Annotated in this window: 18 protein-coding genes and 1 pseudogene; 2 read left to right on the top strand and 17 right to left on the bottom strand. The window is 60.4% G+C overall.

Annotation, left to right across the window (positions count from 1 at the left end):
- Positions 1 to 2: 2 nt before the first annotated feature.
- The 17 genes and pseudogenes from J3O30_RS22700 to J3O30_RS22620 all read right to left on the bottom strand — a co-directional run bounded on the left by J3O30_RS22700 (position 3) and on the right by J3O30_RS22620 (position 15,525).
- Positions 3 to 311, bottom strand: a complete 309-nt coding sequence (locus J3O30_RS22700; protein WP_207584836.1) for a hypothetical protein — start codon at positions 309 to 311, stop codon at positions 3 to 5.
- Positions 312 to 322: 11 nt separating this feature from the next.
- Positions 323 to 886: an alpha/beta fold hydrolase gene (locus J3O30_RS22695; RefSeq protein ID WP_207584835.1), complete on the bottom strand. Its 564-nt coding sequence runs from the start codon at positions 884 to 886 to the stop codon at positions 323 to 325.
- Positions 886 to 1,035, bottom strand: coding sequence for a hypothetical protein (locus tag J3O30_RS22690; RefSeq protein WP_207584834.1), 150 nt, complete (start codon positions 1,033 to 1,035; stop codon positions 886 to 888). Before J3O30_RS22690 ends, J3O30_RS22695 begins: the two co-directional genes overlap by 1 nt.
- 13 nt (positions 1,036 to 1,048) lie before the next feature.
- On the bottom strand, positions 1,049 to 1,213 hold the full coding sequence (locus J3O30_RS22685) for a hypothetical protein (RefSeq protein WP_207584833.1): 165 nt from the start codon (positions 1,211 to 1,213) through the stop codon (positions 1,049 to 1,051).
- Between the two features lie 32 nt (positions 1,214 to 1,245).
- A complete protein-coding gene (locus tag J3O30_RS22680) occupies positions 1,246 to 1,443 on the bottom strand; it encodes a hypothetical protein (protein ID WP_207584832.1) in 198 nt (65 codons plus the stop codon).
- An 11-nt stretch (positions 1,444 to 1,454) separates the two neighbouring features.
- The gene (msuE, locus tag J3O30_RS22675) at positions 1,455 to 2,015 is read right to left on the bottom strand and encodes an FMN reductase (RefSeq protein WP_207584831.1); all 561 of its coding nucleotides are present in this window, start codon (positions 2,013 to 2,015) and stop codon (positions 1,455 to 1,457) included.
- Positions 2,016 to 2,129: 114 nt separating this feature from the next.
- Entirely contained in the window at positions 2,130 to 2,726 is a 597-nt protein-coding gene (locus J3O30_RS22670) for a DsbA family protein (protein ID WP_207584830.1), read from the bottom strand.
- 60 nt (positions 2,727 to 2,786) lie between these two features.
- Positions 2,787 to 3,817 (bottom strand): annotated as a pseudogene (locus tag J3O30_RS22665) (LLM class flavin-dependent oxidoreductase).
- A gap of 29 nt (positions 3,818 to 3,846) precedes the next feature.
- A complete protein-coding gene (locus J3O30_RS22660; RefSeq protein ID WP_207584829.1) occupies positions 3,847 to 4,785 on the bottom strand; it encodes an ABC transporter substrate-binding protein in 939 nt (312 codons plus the stop codon).
- A gap of 72 nt (positions 4,786 to 4,857) precedes the next feature.
- Complete coding sequence (locus J3O30_RS22655) at positions 4,858 to 5,802, bottom strand: ABC transporter substrate-binding protein (protein ID WP_207584828.1); 945 nt, start codon at positions 5,800 to 5,802, stop codon at positions 4,858 to 4,860.
- 93 nt (positions 5,803 to 5,895) lie between these two features.
- Complete coding sequence (locus J3O30_RS33635; RefSeq protein WP_207584827.1) at positions 5,896 to 7,674, bottom strand: amino acid ABC transporter permease/ATP-binding protein; 1,779 nt, start codon at positions 7,672 to 7,674, stop codon at positions 5,896 to 5,898.
- A gap of 37 nt (positions 7,675 to 7,711) precedes the next feature.
- Positions 7,712 to 8,263, bottom strand: coding sequence for a GNAT family N-acetyltransferase (locus tag J3O30_RS22645; RefSeq protein ID WP_207584826.1), 552 nt, complete (start codon positions 8,261 to 8,263; stop codon positions 7,712 to 7,714).
- Positions 8,264 to 8,271: 8 nt separating this feature from the next.
- A complete protein-coding gene (locus tag J3O30_RS22640) occupies positions 8,272 to 9,471 on the bottom strand; it encodes a M20 aminoacylase family protein (RefSeq protein ID WP_207584825.1) in 1,200 nt (399 codons plus the stop codon).
- Positions 9,472 to 9,488: 17 nt separating this feature from the next.
- Positions 9,489 to 10,838 carry an LLM class flavin-dependent oxidoreductase gene (locus J3O30_RS22635; protein WP_207584824.1) on the bottom strand — a complete coding sequence of 450 codons (1,350 nt, stop codon included), beginning with the start codon at positions 10,836 to 10,838 and terminating at the stop codon, positions 9,489 to 9,491.
- 23 nt (positions 10,839 to 10,861) lie between these two features.
- Positions 10,862 to 11,854: an LLM class flavin-dependent oxidoreductase gene (locus J3O30_RS22630; RefSeq protein ID WP_207584823.1), complete on the bottom strand. Its 993-nt coding sequence runs from the start codon at positions 11,852 to 11,854 to the stop codon at positions 10,862 to 10,864.
- Between the two features lie 474 nt (positions 11,855 to 12,328).
- Positions 12,329 to 14,512: a DUF1217 domain-containing protein gene (locus J3O30_RS22625; RefSeq protein WP_207584822.1), complete on the bottom strand. Its 2,184-nt coding sequence runs from the start codon at positions 14,510 to 14,512 to the stop codon at positions 12,329 to 12,331.
- A 365-nt stretch (positions 14,513 to 14,877) separates the two neighbouring features.
- The gene (locus J3O30_RS22620) at positions 14,878 to 15,525 is read right to left on the bottom strand and encodes a TetR/AcrR family transcriptional regulator (RefSeq protein WP_207584821.1); all 648 of its coding nucleotides are present in this window, start codon (positions 15,523 to 15,525) and stop codon (positions 14,878 to 14,880) included.
- Positions 15,526 to 15,688: 163 nt separating this feature from the next.
- Here J3O30_RS22620 and J3O30_RS22615 point away from each other — a divergent pair, with 163 nt between their 5' ends.
- Both J3O30_RS22615 and J3O30_RS22610 read left to right on the top strand, forming a co-directional pair.
- Entirely contained in the window at positions 15,689 to 16,564 is an 876-nt protein-coding gene (locus tag J3O30_RS22615) for an EF-hand domain-containing protein (protein WP_207584820.1), read from the top strand.
- 362 nt (positions 16,565 to 16,926) lie between these two features.
- Positions 16,927 to 18,219: a flagellar hook protein FlgE gene (locus J3O30_RS22610; protein WP_207584819.1), complete on the top strand. Its 1,293-nt coding sequence runs from the start codon at positions 16,927 to 16,929 to the stop codon at positions 18,217 to 18,219.

The raw sequence follows: 18,219 nt of genomic DNA, 5'->3' as shown, positions 1-18,219 counted from the left end.
GATCAATGCACCGTAAATCTGGCCGCATCGGCCTGACGCCGCTGCAGGCTGCGGATCAGCACCGCCGCCTCCCTGACGATCGCCGCAAATGTCGGATCGTCGGCCTCCGCGATCGTGCCCGTCATGTCGCCGATAATCGTCGTTAAATGGATGATCGAATGGCGATGTTGCGCCTCTTCCGGCCCAATTTCGGCATCGGCCATGGTGAGCAGCGTCTGCACCAAACGCTCCATGGTTTGCCGGCGCCTACTTTTAGGGTCGCTATTCGGATCTTCGCTGAGGCGCAGGAGATCATCGACAATGTCCGACATTCCGCCTCCATTCACATCGCAAAAGCCGGCCGCGCGGAAACGATGCGCGCCGTCAAGGCATCCAGCAGCCGATAGCCGTTACGCCAGCGGCCAAAACCACTGGCGATATTGATGTGCCCGGCAAGGCCGATATTCCTGGTTTCGGCCTTCCACAGCCGGCCGAAAAGGGTCAGCCGATCGACCGTCATGTAGGCGTCGTTCATGCTGCCGACGACGATGCTCGGAAACGGCAGCGGCGCCGTCGGCATGCCGTCGAAGGCGATATGCCCCGGATGCAGAATTTCCGTGACCGGCAGATCGCATGGCGCAACGAGCAATGCCCCTTTCACGCGCCGGGCAGCGCTTCGCCCGGCCAGCCTTGCGGCGAGCAGGCATCCAAGACTATGGGCAACCAGATATGCCTCACCGGCCTCTTCAAGCGCGCCTTCCAGCCGCGGCAGCCAGTTGTCGAGGTCCGGATGATCCCAGTCATCCTGGACGACGCAACAACTGCCCGGCTGATCCTGTAGCCAGTGCTGTTGCCAATGCCCCTCTCCCGAGCCGAAAAGTCCTGGAAGAATAAGAACGTCGCTCATCAGATCAACCCGATCACCAGGGCGAACAGGAAGGTGAAGGAACTGACGACCGTGCGGATCCCTGCCGCATGCCTGAACTGCGAGATGACGCTGCCCGTTGCTCTTCCCTTATCGGGCCGACGGAAGCCGGTCTCAATGACGATTGCCATTACACCACCCTCCTCAATACCAAAGTCCGGGCATCGCGCCCCAATAGTGAAGCTCGTATTCGTGCGCCGACCGGTCCCGCTCTTCGTCCCGGGAGAATGCGTTTACGGGCTCCCGCGCCTTAGGCTCGGGGAGGCGGCCGATCGTGCGCCTCAGCCAGAAATGGAAATCAAGTTTCATGCGAACCTCCTGTCTGGAACCATCTTCCGCGGTTAGGAAATCAGCGAATGACGTCGCGCATTGGCGAGCAGATCGCGAAGCGATGCTGTTGGTCCGTAGAGCATCAGCAGGCGATTCTCTTCACGTTTGGCGAGGCGATATCGCCGAGCAAATTCGAATACGCTCCAGATTTGCTCGCTTGCCCCCGGTCTTTCCGTATCGTTCATCGTGGCCTCCCGAGATCGAACCATGGGAACGATCCCTATTGGGCGGCCGCTATTACCGGTCTTGCTTCAGGAAAGAAGGCTGCCAATTCGCCGATGACTTCGCCGATGCGGCTCGAAAGCGCTTCTGATGAGACCGCGTAATCCGCGAAATCGCGATCGGACGCATAAACAGCCGTCGGCAGCGTATGGGACATGAAAAAACCGAACAGCGGCCGAAGTTGATGCTCGACCATCAATGCATGTCGGTCGCCGCCACCCGTCGCCGTGATGATGATCGGCTTGCCCCGAAGTTCCTGCGGGTCGATCAGATCGATCAGGTGTTTGAACAGACCGGGATAGGAACCCTTGTAGGTCGGCGAGCCGATAATCAAAGCATCGGCCTTGACGATCTCGTCGACGACACGCCTGGCTTGCTCGTCGAGGTCCTTGCGCCACAAGGCGCGGCCGAGCGACGGACCAAGATCGTGCAGATCATAGGTCTTGCTCGCAAAGCCGTATCGGAGGCTCGCGCGGTCGGCGACATGCCGAACAAGTGCCAGTGTCTTCGACGGACGGTTGAAGCTGCCGGCGATGCCGACGAGTTTGAAACCTGACATGGTTTTTCCTCTCTATGGTTGCTTCAAATATTGTCTATAAAATTACTGGATTAAAGGAATGGGCGTCTCTCGTTCGGCGTTCGGTTGAAAAAACATTCGTCTTGATGATCCAACCTAAGGCCTGTCGCCGCGAAGATGACGTTCGAGGAAAGGCAAATTGTCCTGCCCCCAGTAAATCTCGCGATGATAGACATAGGTGGGAAAGCCGAAGACGCCGCTGTCGCGCGCATGCACGCGGTCTGCCGACCATTTATTCTGGACATCGTCGTCGGCTTGCCGCCGGAGAAGCGCTGCGCCATCGAAACCCGCTGCGGCAACGATCGCCTCGCGCACATCGGGCTTGCCGATATCTCTCGCCTCGCTCCAGAAGGCATGCTGCAAGGCCCTGGTAACGCCGATCCAATCTTGCCCGTCGAGATAGGCGGCAATCACGAAGAGGGAGGCCGGCGTCGGATCGCTGAGCTCCGGGCGATGTTCGAGCCGCAAATCCTTGCCGCGCACGCGCGCCCAGCGTTTGAGGTCCCGCGTCCAGTAGGCGCGCCGGATCTCCGGACGGTTGCGTGAGAAGATGCCACCATTTTCCTCGACCACCGTCGTCAGATAGGGCGTGATGACGACGTCGTTCTCTGCGGCAAGTTCGGTGAAGGCGTCGAAGCCGATGTAGGACCAGGGGGACCCAATCGAAAAGAAGTATTCTATCGTTCTGGCCACTGATGGCGTTCCTCGTAGATGATCGTTCTGGCGTCGAATAGGGCATCGGCTCGATGGCCTTCAGGAAGCGGCCTGAATTTCCGGCTGCGCTTTCCATCCGAGTTCCGATGCGATTGTTGTCACGAAGTCGTGGAGGATCTGGCGATATTCCTCGTGCTCGAACTCGTAAGGAAGCTCCAGCCGCAACTCGCCGACGTCAGGCAGGATCGGATCGGCGAAAAGCTGCTCCAATATCTCGTCCGACGTGCCGATGACATCGCGGGCGAACAAGGTCCGCCGTTCGCCCTGGGGCGAAAGCGTCCGTTCATGGCGGCCCTCGGCATAATCCCGGTAGCGGCGGCGCGTGACCGCGTCGGCATTGTCGAAAGGCACGATGACGCGGCGAGCGCGACGCGCCGCGCGGTTCCGGCGGCGCGATGGGTTTGATCAATCTGGATTGAGCGACGAAGAAATCATCCGTCCCCTCACCCGTTATCACGTTGCCGGTCAACAGGTTGAAGCCGTTGCGGCCGGCCCACTCGGCCGAGCGTTGCGACCCGCCGCCATACCAGCCGGTCAATCAGGCCCTTGGCATAGGGCTGCAGGCGCGGCCGCTGCTGCCCGAAAGGCGTTTTGATGAAAGTCTGCTCGTCGCCGAGATAAGTGCCGCGCAGATTGTCGGCAAAGCGCAGCACGCGATCATGCGAGAAATCGTAGCCCGTCCAGTCACCGTCGAACACGAGCGGGGCAATCAGGTCGGCATGCAGCGGCCGGCCGGCGCTGACGCCGATATTCAGCCGGCCGCGCGACAGAATATCGACGGTGGCGAGATCTTCGGCCAGCCGGTAGGGGCTTTCATAGCCGATCGGAATGACCGCGGTTCCGAGTTCGATCCGGCTGGTTCGCTGGGTCGCCGCCGCCAGGAAGGCGCTGGCGGAAGAGATGCCCGGCTCAAGATGCCGCTGGCGGACCCAGGCACTGTCGAAGCCCAACTCCTCGCCATATTGCAGTTGCTGGAGCGTCTGCTCCAATCCCGACAACGGATCGTCGGCGATATAGTTGCCGGGAGTGAGGAAGCCTATATGGCTGATGGATATATTGCCGGGGCTCATGTCGTCCCTTCCACAGGTGCTATCCGATATCAATATTTTGGAAGGCCGGGCGGGTTGGTCTCGGATGCCGGCAGGGCTTCCTCGGAGAGATGCCAGTGGTCGAGGATTTTGGCGTAGGTGCCGTTGTTGATCAGGCCATTGGTGGCAACGGTCAGCGCATCGGCGAGCCCGCTTCCCTTGCGGGTGGTGATCGCGACGTCGGAACGATCAGGCCATCCGGCGCTCAGCGTGCCGACGCGCTTGATGTTCTTGTCGCGCGCGGCGATGAAGACGAGCTGGGCGTGCGGCTGGACGATGACATCGGCCCGGCCGGAACGCAGTGCGAGAAGGCTTGCCGCCTCGTCGTCGTAATATTGCAGTTCGATCGGCTTCAGCCCCGCGGTGACATCCTCGTCGCTCCATTTCAGTAGAATGCGCTCCTGGTTGGTGCCGGCACCGACGATGATCCTGAGGCCCGCCGCATCCCTGGGTTCCTTGATTGAGATGACCGGGTTGTCGGATTTCACGAAAAAACCGTGCAGTCCCTGGCGGTAGGTGGAGAAATCGAACTTCTCCTTGCGCTGCTCGGTGACCCCGACATTGGAGATGACGGCATCATACTTGCCCGAGGTGAGGCCGAGCGGCCAGTCGATCCAGGCGACGGGCACGATTTCCAGCGTCAGGCCAAGGCTGTCGGCGATGGCATAGGCATAGTCGGGATCTGCCCCAACTACGGTTTTGGCGTCGGTGGCATAGGTGCCAAGCGGAGCACCGCCGGGGCTGACGGCGATGGTGAACTTGCCTGGCGTGACGAACTTGAAGTGCTTCGGGATCGCGGTGATCGCCGCCTCGTTCCTGGCGGCATGCAGCCTGCCCGGCTGTTGCGGCCGGAGGTCGAAATCGTCGGCTGAATGGGCCGCCCCGAAGCCGGCCAAGGCAGACGTCAGCGCCGCAAGCAGCAAGGCGCGGATTGTCGAAAAAATCGTCACGTTCGATATCTCTCCGTTTGCATTGAGAAGCAGCGGCGGACCGGCGTTTGAACGCCAGCCCGTCGGGCAATGTCAGGAGCCGCTCTTCGGCAGGCCGGGAGGATTGGTCTTTGCTTGGTCGATCGCCTCGGGGCCAAGATTCCAGGTATCGAGGATCTTCTTGTAGGCTCCGCTGGCGATCAGGTCGTTGACAACATCGGTCAAGGGAGCCGCCAGACCGCTGCCTTTGCGCGTCGTGACCGCAATCTCGGCAGTGATCGGCCAACCGCCGCTGACGGTGCCGACGAGCTTGGTCTTGCCATTGATGCCCGCCGAGTAGGCCTGCGTCGCGTTGACGCTGAAGACCGCGTCGGCTCTGCCGGACTGGACGGCGAGATCCTTGACCGCGTCGTCGTCATAATATTGCACCTCGATCGGCTTTAGGCCGGCCGCGACGTTCTCGCGGTCCCATTCCAGCAGGATCTTCTCCTGGTTGGTTCCGGCATCGGTGATGACCTTCAGGCCGGCAATATCCTTCGGCTGCTTGAGCGCCGTAATCGGGCTGTCGGCCTTGACGTAGAAGCCAAGCTCGTCCTTGCGGTAGGTCGAAAAGTCGAATTTCTGCTTGCGCTCTTCCGTGACGGTCACGTTCGAGATCACCGCGTCGAACTTGCCCGACGTCAGTCCCAGCGGCCACTCGGCCCAGGCAACGGAAACCAGTTCCAGCTTCAGGCCGAGGCTGTCGGCGATGGCCTGCGCTAGATCGACGTCATAGCCGATGACCGTCTTGGAATCGGAGGCATAATCATGCAGCGGCAGATTGCCGCTCGAGCTGATGCCGACGGTAAAGGCGCCGTTTTCGACGAACTTGAAGCCCTTGACTTCGTCAACGCGCTTCTCGTTCTTCTCGACCCGCAGCCGGTTCGGCTGCTCGGGGCTGAGATCGAACTTCTGCTGCGCCTGAGCCGAACCGAAACCGAGTGCGGCGATGGTGACGGCCCCTGCTATGAGAAGCCTTGTTCTATCTGCAAATGCCATGTCCCGTCTCCATTTTCATTTTTAAGTTGTGGTTGTTGTCAGTCGGCCGGTGCAGCCCGTCGCGGCCCGGCATTTCGCCAGCGCTGTCGGGCGCTAGAGAACCTTGGCGAGGAATTCGCGCGTGCGGGGATGTTCCGCTTTGTTGAAGATGCGCGCCGGCGGGCCGGCCTCCAGAATGTGGCCACTGTCCATGAAGACGACGGTGTCGGCGACTTCGCGGGCAAAGCCAACCTCATGGGTGACGATGATGAGCGTCGTGCCGGTACGGGCAAGCTCCTTGATGACATCGAGCACTTCGCCGACGAGCTCGGGATCGAGCGCCGAGGTCGGCTCGTCGAAGAGCAGCACCTTAGGGCGGAGCGCCAGTGCGCGGGCGATCGCCACACGCTGCTGCTGGCCGCCGGAGAGCTGGCGTGGATAGGCGTCGATCTTGTTGCTGAGCCCGATGCGCGCGAGCAGCTCCTGCGCCAGCTGCACCGCTTCCTCGCGGCCGATGCCGCGAACCTGGATCGGTGCCTCGATGAGGTTTTCGAGCACGGTCAGATGTGGGAAGAGATTGAAGTTCTGGAAGACCATGCCGATATCGGCGCGGCGTTTGAGAATTTCGTTTTCCTTGAGTTCGTAGAGCGTATCGCCCTTTCTGCTGTAGCCGACGAAATCGCCATCGACGGAGATGAAGCCCTCATCGACACGCTCCAGATGATTGATGGCACGCAAAAGCGTCGACTTGCCGGAGCCGGACGGGCCAAGGATGGCGGTCACGCTGCCGGCAGGCAGGCTGAGCTCGATGTCATCGAGCACCTTCAGCGAACCGAAGCTCTTCGAGATACCGTGGATGCGCACCGCGCCGCCCGCGGCCCGCAGGGCCGCCGCATCCTGAAAGCCGATCTTGCGCACGGTGTCGATCGCCGTATCGAGGACAGGCAGCGGACGCCGGAAGCGCGCGAAAAATGCCTGAAAGGGAAGCGGCGTCGGATTGCGCACGGCGCCTTTGGAAAAATAGCGTTCGATATAGTGCTGGGCAACCGACAGCACCGTCATGATGATCAGATACCAGACGGTCGCGACCATCAGCAGCGGAATGACTTCGAGATTGCGGCGGTAGATCACCTGGACCGTGTAGAAGAGTTCCGGCAGCGCCAGCACGTAGACCATGGATGTGCTCTTCGCCAATCCGATGAGCTCGTTGAAGCCTGTCGGCAGGATGGAGCGCATGGCCTGCGGCAGTACGATGCGGAAGGCCTGGCGGCGGTGCGGTAGGCCGAGTGCGGCTGCAGCCTCCAATTGCCCATGATCCACCGAAAGAATGCCGCCGCGCACGATCTCGGCGAAGAAGGCCGACTGGTTGAGCGTGAGGCCGAGGAAGGCAGCGGCAAAGGGCGTCAGCAGTTGCACCGTCGGATAGTCGATGAAGACCGTATCGGTGAAAGGGATGCCGATCTTGATCGTCTCGTAGAGGTAGCCAAGATTGTTCAGTATCAGCAGCAGCACGATGACGGGGATCGAGCGCAGTAGCCAGATATAGCCCCATGAGAGACCGGAAAGCAGCGGCGACCTGGAAACGCGGGCAAGCGCCAGAGCCGTTCCGAGAATGGAACCGGATATGGCGGCAAGCGCGGTCAAAAGCAGTGTCCTGCCGAGGCCGACGAGCACCGGTTCGGCAAAGAACCATTCGGCAAAGACGCCCCAACCCCAGCGTGGATTGGTGAAGGTGGAATAAAGCACGGCGATGATGACGAAGGCGGCGAAGATCGTGCCCACGAGCTGGCCGGGATGGCGCGCCGGTACGATGCGGTAACGGGAGTGATCCTGCTTCGGTTCTGCCGTCCTGCTGCCGGGGTCGATGCCCACGAAATCCGTCGTCAGTGCCATTGTGCTTCCCTTTTATGATTGTCGGTCTTTGCCGCTTTCAGTGATTTGCGCTGGCGACGCGCAGGCGTGGCTCGGCCGCTTCGTTTTCGGGAGCCGGCTGAGCGAGATGGGTGATGTCCTTCTCGAAGGGCAGGCTCTTGTAGATCTCGGGATCGACAGCAGTGTCGAAGAGAGCGGTGTAGCCATAGGTCAGATAGAGGCCGACTGCCTCGGGCTGGCGAAAGCCGGTCGTAAGATAGATGCGGGCATAGCCCTGGCGGGCGGCCTGGGCCTCCAGTTCCACCAGCACCTTGCGGGCAAGGCCCTGGCGGCGCAGATCGGAGCGCGTCCAGATGCGTTTGAACTCGGCCGTGCGCTCGTCATACTGCTTGAAGGCGCCGCCGCCGATGGTTTGACCATTCCGCATCAACAGGAGGAAGTTGCCGTGCGGCGGCGCAAAGGCTTCGGAGGGATAGCGATTGAGCTCGGCCGCTGCACCTTCGGCATTGAAATAGGTGCCGTAGCGGCTGTCATATTCGTGGATCAACTCATCGATCAGCGGCTTGGCGCGGGGGTCGAGAGGGCTCGTATAGAGAAACGTATCGCTCATATCGTTCATCACCCGTTGTCATCAGTGAGGAAGGCCTCAACGAGCCGCACCCAGTAGCGGGCGGCAGGCGCAATGACCGAGTCGTTGAAATCATAGTGGGCGCTGTGGAGGGGAGCGCTGTCGCCATTGCCGACGAACAGGTAGCTGCCGGGATTGGCCTTCAGCATGAAGGCGAAATCCTCACTCGCGGTTCTCGGCCGGAAATCCTTCTCGATCGCCGCCAGACCGAGTGCGTCCTGTGCGACATCACGGGCAAATGCCGTTTCCTTGGCGTGATTGACCAACGCCGGAAAGCCGAGGCGATAATTCACGTCCGCTTCGGCGCCGAAGCTTTCGGCCTGGGCGCGGGCAAGGGCTGGAATACGCTCCTGCAGCAATTGGCGAACCGTCTCGCTGAAGGCCCGCATGGTGAGCTTCATCTCCACGCTCTCAGGGATGACGTTCGAGGCGGAGCCGGCATGGATCGAGCCGACGGTGGCAACCGCCATGTCCTGCGGATCGACATTGCGCGAGACCACGCTTTGCAGGGCGGTGATGAAGGAGGCGGACGCCAGCACCGGATCGACGGCGCGGTGCGGTTCCGCGCCATGGCCGCCCTTGCCGACAATCTTGATCACCGCCTGATCGACCGAAGCCATGGCAGGACCGGTGACGAAGCCGAATTGCCCCGTCGGCACACCCGGCCAGTTATGCAGCCCGAAGACCGCATCGACAGGAAACCGTTCGAACAGGCCTTCCGAGATCATCTTGCGTGCGCCGGCGCCGATTTCCTCGGCGGGCTGGAAGATCAGCCTGAGCGTGCCGCTGAGATTACCGCTCTCTGAGAGATAACGGGCGGCCGCCAGCAGGATCGAGGTATGCCCGTCATGGCCGCAGGCATGCATGACGCCGGGATTGCTGCTGGCATAGGCAAGACCGGTTGCCTCCTCGATCGGCAGCGCGTCCATGTCGGCGCGAATGCCGATCCGCTTCCTGCCGTCGCCGCGCCTGAGGGTGGCGACGATGCCGGTGCCGGCAATGCCCGTCGCCACCTCGTAGCCCCAGGAGGAAAGGCGGGATGCCACGAGCTTGCTGGTCCTGAGTTCCTGGAACGCAAGCTCCGGATACTGGTGCAGATCGTGGCGAAGCGCGATGATCTCGTCGAGATAGGCGGCGATGCCCTTTTCGACCGGATCGTTGCTGCGCGGGTTCCGAGCGATGATGTCCATGACGGTTCGTCAGCGCCTCAGGCGCCGACGGCCTTTCCGCGCTCGAGGCGGTCCGCACCGGCCGCATACCGGCTTTCGCGGAAGGGCAGACCCAAATGGTCGCGCAGCGTCTCGCCTTTCAGGATCGGATCGAAATAACCGCGCTCCGTGAGGATCGGCAGGACGTATTCGGCAAAGTCGGCGAAACCCTCGGCGATGACGGGAAAACCGAGAATAAAGCCGTCGGCAGCGCCATGGTCCACCCAGCGGATGATCTCGTCGGCGATATGCTCCGCGGTACCGATGAAGGCGGTGCGCGGCGTCGCGGAATCAAGCGCGACCTGGCGGAGCGTCAGGCCCTTATCGCGCGCCGTCCTCTTGATGCGGTCGGTGGTAGCGCGGAAATTGTTTCTGCCGATATCGCCAAGTTCGGGGAACGGCTCGTCCAGCGGATAGACGGCGAAATCATGATGATCAAAGAAGCGGCCGAGATAGAGCAGCGCCTCCTCGATAGTGACGAGGTTACGGATCGCTTGGTACTTGGCTTCCGCTTCCTCGGCCGTCTTCCCGACGATCGGGCCGATGCCGGGATAGATGCCGACCTCCGCCGCCGGGCGGCCATGCGCAATCACGCTGTCCTTGAGCTGGCGGTAGAAGGCCTGCGCCTCCTCGATAGGCCCGCCATTGGTGAAAACGGCATCGGCATGTTTGCCGGCGAGCCTGATGCCGGAATCCGAAGCGCCCGCCTGGAAGACGACCGGTTGACCCTGCTTCGAACGGCCGATGTTGAGCGGCCCCTCGACGCGGAAGAAGCGGCCCTTATGGTCGAGGCGATGCATCTTGGTCTTGTCGACAAAGACGCCGGTCTCGCGGTTGCGGACGAAGGCGTCGTCGTCCCAGGAATCCCACAGACCCTTGATCGCATCGATATAGTCCTCGGCGATCTCGTAGCGCAGTTCATGTTCGGGATGTTCGCGGCTGTAGTTGCGCCCCGAGCCCTCGAGCGGCGAGGTCACCGCGTTCCACCCTGCCCGGCCGCCACTGATGAGGTCGATCGAAGCGAACTGCCGGGCGATGGTGAAGGGATCGCTGTAGGAGGTCGAGACCGTGCCGACGAGACCGATTTTCGAGGTCGATGCCGCCAGCGCCGAGAGAATGGCGATCGGCTCGAAGCGGTTGAGGAAATGCGGAATCGACTGCTCGTTGATATAGAGCCCGTCGGCGACGAAGGCGAAAGCGATGCCGGCCGCCTCCGCGCTACGCGCCGTCGTGACGAAGAAGTCGAAATTGACACTGGCATCCGCCGGCCCGCTTGGATGCTTCCAGGCATTCATGTGACCGCCGGGACCCTGCAGCATGATGCCGAACGTGACGTGTTTCTGAGCCATGGGATCGATCTCCTTGAAAACGGTCAGGCGACGAGGGAAAGCCGCTCCTCGGCGAGCAGCTCGATGGAGGCCAGGCGCTCGGCGGTTGAAAGCGCCGGCGTGTCGAGCACGAATTCGTTGACGCCGTAGCGGCGGTGAAACTCGTCCAATTCCTTGCGGATCTGCGTTGCGGTGCCGTGCAGCACACTCGGCACCTTCTCCTCGATGCGGTAATCGGTGACGCCGGCCTGGCGGGCAAATTCAGCCGCCTGCTCCTCGCTGCCGACATTGACGGTCTGGCCGTTCGGCAGAAACACCTTGACGATGCGCAGATTGCCGACGCGCTCGCGGGCATAATCCTCGCTTTCGGCGGCAAAGGCTGCGAGCGCCAGGATCGGCCGCTTGCCGCCGGATGCCTGCTCATAGGCCTCAAAGGTCCTGCGCAGATTGTCGGGATCGCCGTTCAGGTGACCGGCAAAAACCAGTTCCCAGCCCTTCTCGGCAGCAAGTTTGGCGCTGTCGACGCTGGCGCCGAGCAGGAAACGTTCGGGAGCGGTGGGCGGGAAAGGGGTCGCCTGCGCACCCTCGTAATTCGGGTCGGCTGCGAGATAGGTGTTAAGATCGGAAAGCTGGCTGGCAAAATCCGGTTTGCTTGCCGGATCGACGCCAAGCTGCAGCGCGCGTGTCGAAAGCGGAAAGCCGCCCGGCGCCTTGCCGACACCGAGATCGACGCGGCCGGGTGCAAGCGATGCCAGAAGATTGAAGGTCTCGGCAACCTTGTAGGCGCTGTAATGCTGCAGCATGACGCCGCCCGAGCCGATACGGATTTTCGAGGTCCTGGCGAGAAGGTAGGCGATCAGCGCTTCCGGCGCCGAGCTCGCCAGATTGGACATGTTATGATGCTCGGCCACCCAGAAACGGTGATAACCGAGTTCCTCGGCTCGGGCAGCAATCTTGACCGTCGTCCGCAACGCATCCGCAGCGGTGAAACCCTGTTCGATCGGACTTTTGTCGAGAAGACTGAGGAGATAGGTCATGACATCACGAGCCGATCGCTGGTTGCAAAGTATAATCTATAAAATCAGTAGACAAACTTCGTTATAAGAAATGACATTCTCTTTCGCAGAGGTTTCGTGAAAAAAGCGGCCGCGCCTGAGATGGAAATCGGAGCCTCTCCAGGCCAGGCCTGGGGCGTTCGATATTCTGGGCCAAAGGGCGTTACCGCAGGACGCTGTCGGCGCATGTCAAGCCGATCAGCTACCTCAAAGCGCATGCGCCCGGGAATATCCGGTCACTCAAGGACAAGCTGCAGCTGATCGCCATCACGCTTCAGTCGGTCAATACGAAAACCCACGAGGCACCGGCGCCCCTGAAGGTGCCGGCGCCTATCAACCGGCAAGTCGAGGCAGGCAATTCATCCCGCTGCCAAGTCCTTCGCGACGCCGCGAACGTCTGGCAGACAGCCAATCTTGATGTGGGCGGGTCCTCACGAACCGGGGAGTAAAGATCACTCAGCCGCTTTTCAACTGCGCCATTGCAAGGAGCGTGTCAGAGCTTATCGTCGCTGAGCCGGTGAGGATCGAAAGTGCTGTCGACGTGGTGCCGGTGCCGTTGGCGACATCATACATGGCGGTGAAGCGTTTGATCAGATCGTCGACTTTGTCAGGATCCGCCAGATCCTTGATGTCGATGAAATTGTTGACCATCTCGGCTTGCTTGTCGACGTCCATGTTGGAGACATAACTGGACAGGTTGAAGGTCGTGGTAAAAAACTCGAAGAGCGCGCTGTCACCCAGAATGTCATAGGCGCTCGAAATCTCCGGCGCCTTGCGCTGGAAATAGAGCGCGAGGCGCACGCCGGTGTTGCTATCGCCCTGATCGTCCTCAAGCGTCAGCCTGACATAGGAGTCGATGGTGTCGAGCACATCGCCGCGCTGCTGCACCGTCCCGGTGGGATCGGTGGAAATATTACCGTCCTGGTCGAAATTGAACGAGCCGACGAGTTCGGCGAAACGATTGTCGTCCAGCTTGTTGACATAACTATCTTCGTCGTCGAGATCGGAAGAAAACATCTTCTCCAATTCGTCCGACGTGACATCGTCAGGGTCGAGCCCCTTGGCCTCGAGCGCCAGGGAAACCAGGCGATCGTCGGCCAGAAATTCGCTCGCAGTGGTGATCGTCGCCATCTGCTCGCGAAAATAGCTGATCTCGTCATCCGCCGCATCGGTCGCCTCGGTCAGTTCGTTCCCTTCGAGGTAGCGGATCTTGTTCTGCTTGTAATAGGCGGCATAGTCGTCGACGACGGATTCCGACATGGCCTGCAAGGGAACGGTGACGTCGCCGTCGCTGTCGAAGTTGAAAGCTTTGCGAAAGGCGACGAACCGGTCATCGTTCAGGCTGTTGACATAGCTTTTGGCGTCCGTTGGATCGCTTTCGAGTATCTTCCGGACCTCGCTTCTCGAAACCTCGGTGGAATCGATGCCATAGGCGCGCAACGCCATTTCCCACATTTCCGGGAGATCGTCGTTGTCGTCATCGTCGTCATCGGCATTCGATACGAGGAAATCATCGATCGAGGTAACGCTGGCGATGCGCGTCGTATAGTTGTCGGTGGCGTCTTCCGTGCTGGTATTGGCGACCAGCACCTGGTAATTTTCATCGAAGGCTGCCGTGGTCGTGGCGGTCTGTTCCGACGTCTGGGCGGTGTCGCCATCGGCAAGCGCGCCGTCTTCATCGAAATTGAAGGCGTCGTGCAAATCGGACAGGCCGATCGCGTCGGCGATGTCGGCGCTTTTCAGCGCCGCGGAAATGAAAGTGTCGGATTCGTCGTCGGTCAGCCCGTAGGCGATCCTGAGATAGCCGACCAGCTTATCGTCGCTCATCAACTGATCGACGGAGGTGACGTTTCCAATTTCTGCAGCGAAATAGGTGTCATAGGCCTCTCCGGTGTCCGAAGACGCAGTGGTCGACGAGGCCACCGCATACCCACTCGTCATCAGCGAGATCTGATCTTCCGACATCACGTCGCCGTCGGTCGAGCCGTCCTCGTTGAAGTTGAAGGCTTTTGCCAGGCTGACATAGACGTCGTCGCCGAGCTGGTTGACGAAACTGTCGGGATCGTCGAGATCGCTCGTCAAAACCTCCTTCAAGAAGCTGCTTGAGGTATAGTCGGTGCTGAGACCGAAGGCCGTCAGCGCATAGTTCTTCAGCCTCGAACTCGACAGGAAATCATCGACGGAGGTGATCGACGAGATATTCTCTTCGAAATAATCCGTCTCATCCGCGATGTCGTCCGCCTCGGTGTCGAAGGACGTCTCATAAGCATCGAGCAGATTGTCCCGCTGCACGTCCGATTGCGCCGTCTTCGTCTCGCCGGAAAATTTGAAGGCGGCTGCAAACTCGGCATAGCGGCTGTCACTCAAGCTGTTGGCGAAGCTCGATGAATCGCTGAGGTCGCTTTCCAGCACCTTCTTCATGAAGGCCTTGGCATAGGTCATGTCGTCGAGCCCGTAGGCCTTCATGGCATAGGAATAGAGCTTGTAATCACCCATGAAGTCATCGACCGTCGTGACCTTGCCGATGTTTTCCTTGTAATAGGCGCTGTCGCGGGCAACCGTGGCCTGGGATGCGACGTTCGAAAGACTGGCGCCGAGATTTCGAGCGACCGAGAGGTAGCTTACATAAGTGGAAACCAACGTTTGTCCCTCTAACCTCTGGTTTTTACGCGTTTCCGAACGCAAAATCGCTCTGCGGCTTTTGCTGGATTTGCGCTAAAGCGCGTCGCATCAAACTTGATTCATGCGACGCGCTTTAGTCCTCTGTTTTTATGCATGTCGTTATCCCGGAACCGCTGCACACTTCCGGGCGACATGCTTTAAGCACGGCGGCGCCGCGCGAAAGCCTGCCGGCAATCACGGGGGAACTTTTCATCTCTGCGGGAATGTCGGCGCCGATCATGGCGAAGCACAGCCACGTCCATGTGGCCGAATCAATTTAATAGAACTCCATAGTTCTATAATTCATCTGATGCGGAATTGGAAGTTGAAAAATGCGATGCGCTTCAGGCGGCGCCGACGCCAGCGGCAAAGATGGCGATGCAACGGCGAAGATGGGCAAGCAGCCTCGCCCGATCGGGCCACGCCTGGGCCCGCCCTTCCGGCGGGCCCATACCGCCGAAGATCATGTCCATCAGCATGCGGGCGCCGCTTGCCGGGTCGTCGAGCGCCAACCTGCCTTCGGCCCGGCGATCGTTCAACCAGTCGGCAAGGTGTTGGCGGCTGGCAAGCATGCCTTCATGCTGCAGAATGTCGACAAGCTCAGGAAACTGAGCCGCCTCGCGAAAGACGAGCTGCAGGAAACCGGCACGATCCGCGTCCTTCTCCTCATCCATGTCGATCATGAAGATACGTTCGAGGCTCTCGGCGATCGAGAGATCTTCCGCGGGCCTGGGCAGATCGAGCATCATGCGCCGATGCGCGCCGACGACGGCGGCAAACAGCTCTTCCTTGCTCTGGAACAGTTTGTAGAGCGTCTGTTTCGAAACGCCTGCCTCCGTGGCGACGACCGCGGTCGTGCTTCCGGCATAGCCGCATTTTACAAAAACACGGCGAGCGATTTCGACGATATGTGCCCGCTTGTCCTCATCGCTGGAGACTTTCGGCCGGCCTCGCTTGCGCGGCTCATCTGCGGGCTCGTCGACACCATCCATGACGATCTAGACCGCCTTACCGAAGCGCATGCCGACGAGCCTGAAAAGCGGACTGCGATTTCTGAGGGATGATTTTTTCGGTTGTGGCATTAGCAATTTCGATTTAGAGAACTCATAAGTTCTGTAATGCGTTGCATCCCCACCCTCTAGCGATGGAGCGCTTATGACGACCATTTCGGCCGCAACATCAATTTCTTCCTATTCCTATAGCAAGAGCTCGACATCCGCATCCCAGGACATCCTATCCTGTAATACGGTTTCGGCAAAAAAATCAACCACAAGCCAGCAGTCCGACGAAGACACGACCAACAGTGCCGAGAAACTCATGGCCCAGTTGATGTCGCTGGCGATGAACGGCCTCACCGGTCAGTCCGGCTCCAGCCAAGAGCAGGGCGGCGGCGCCGGCATGGACGTTGGGCAGTTGGACAGCGATGGCGACGGCTATGTGAGCAAGGCCGAGTTCGTCGCAGCCCGGCCGTCCGACGTGACAGAGGATCAGGCCGGTACGCTGTTCGACAGCTTCGACAGCGAAGATTCCGGCTCGCTATCGGTCGATGCGCTCACTGAGGACATGTCCGCCCTGCAATCGCAACGTCCCGACGGACCGCCACCGCCGCCGCCGGCCGACGACGATCAGTCTGCATCCCTGATCTCCGATCTCGATACCGATGGTGACGGGCTGGTGAGCAAGGCGGAGTTCGTCGCAGGCCGGCCGTCCGATGTGACGGAAGATCAGGCCGGCACGCTTTTCGATAGCTTCGACAGCGAAAGCGCCGGGTCCCTATCGGTCGATGCGCTGACCGAGGCCATGTCCTCTCAGTCATCGCAACGTCCCGACGGACCGCCGCCACCGCCGCCCGCCGACAATGACCAGTCTGCATCCCTGCTCTCAGATCTCGATACGAATGGAGACGGACTCGTGACATTGGACGAATTCATGGCCGGTAGGCCGGACGACGTCACCGAAAGCCAGGCGAGCCAGCTCTTTGATCTGCTCGACACATCCGGCACCGGTTCATTGTACACTGCCACGGGCTGACGACCGCCTAGTTGTTTAGACCAGGATGATTTTAGGCCCGGTCGGCCTAAATTCTGAATCCTGTTCTAAATTAGAGAGTTAGCGCATGATGTCATAAGAAAACCGCTCACACTTTTCGGCATCATGCTCTAGCAGGAACGCCGCCATAGCCGTCAGCCGAACAAATGGTGCGCCGCAATAGGCGCACGACACCAGCGCACGGATGAGCCGAAGCGCCTATCGCCATCACGGGGTCAGTCCAGACAATCAGATCATCGACCGGTGTGGGCTTTGCCCGGCGCCAGCGATGTCGTGCGCCCGCAATCCGGGATCTGGAAGCCTGTCGCCACATGGCATGTTCCCCAACCTTTAAGGATTGAGCCATGAGCATTTTTGGAAGTATGAAAACCGCCGTCTCAGGCATGAGCGCCCAGGCAAACCGGCTGAGCACGGTTTCCGACAATATCGCCAACGCAAACACGGTCGGCTACAAAGCCGTTTCCACCTCCTTCTCGTCGCTGGTCCTGCCGTCGTCCTCAGGCAATTACAATTCCGGCGGCGTCCAGACATCCGTGCGCCAGGCGATTTCCGAACAGGGCGACATCTCCTATACGACCTCGGATTACGACCTGGCGATATCAGGAGACGGGTTCTTCATCGTGCAAAGCCCCGACGGCACGCCGGTTCTTACCCGGGCCGGCGACTTCTCGGTCGATAGCGACGGCAATCTGGTCAACAGCGCCGGTTTCACCCTTATGGGGTATTCTTATGATTCCGGCGTGCCGGCGGTTGTCGTCAACGGTTTCGACGGCCTGGTGCCGGTTAACGTCGCCCAATCGGGCTTGAGCGCGATCGCTTCGACCAGCGCCTATTTCAGCGGCAACCTGAATTCCGAGGCAATTGTCGTCACGGATGCGACGACGCTGCCGAGCGCCAATTCCTCTGGTGTCACCGACGATACGCAGAAGATGTCGCTGGTTGCCTATGACAGCCTCGGCGGCACCGTCCAGTACGACTACTATTTCACCAAGACGGGTGTCACGACGGATTCAGCCGGCGCGGTCACTGGAAGCACCTGGGAAGTCTCGGTTTACCGCAATGCCGATGCAGCGACCGGCGGCACGACGTCCTTCCCCTACTCCTCCAGTGCGGTGAGCGTCGCGACGCTCTCCTTCGACGCCGACGGCCAGCTGACGTCTGCGACCGACACGGATATCGTCGATCCGGTCACGGCAAAGACGATCACCATGGATTATTCGGACTTCACCCAGCTTGCCTCCGACTTCTCGGCGACGGGCTCTGCCGATGGTCAGGCAGCCAGTGCCGTCAGCTCGGTGTCCATAGGGACGGACGGCGTGGTATCGGTCTCCTATGCGAATGGCGCGACGAAGGCGCTCTATCAGATCCCGCTTGCGACGGTCGCCAGCCCCGACAATCTGACGCTGCTCAGCGGCAACGTCTACAGCGCCAACGGATTGTCCGGCGTCACGGTCACCGGCTTTCCGCAGACGAACGGGCTCGGCTCCATCCAGTCCGGCGCCCTCGAGAGTTCGAACGTCGATCTCGCCGGCGAACTGACGGAAATGATCGAGGCGCAGCGCAGCTATACCGCCAATTCGAAGGTGTTTCAGACCGGCTCCGACATCATGGATGTCCTCGTCAACCTGAAACGATAA

Source organism: Rhizobium sp. NZLR1 (assembly GCF_017357385.1).
In the GTDB taxonomy this organism is placed as follows: Bacteria; Pseudomonadota; Alphaproteobacteria; order Rhizobiales; family Rhizobiaceae; genus Rhizobium.
The sequence above is the reverse complement of the archived record's forward strand: the minus strand, read 5'-3'. Positions and strand labels throughout refer to the sequence as shown.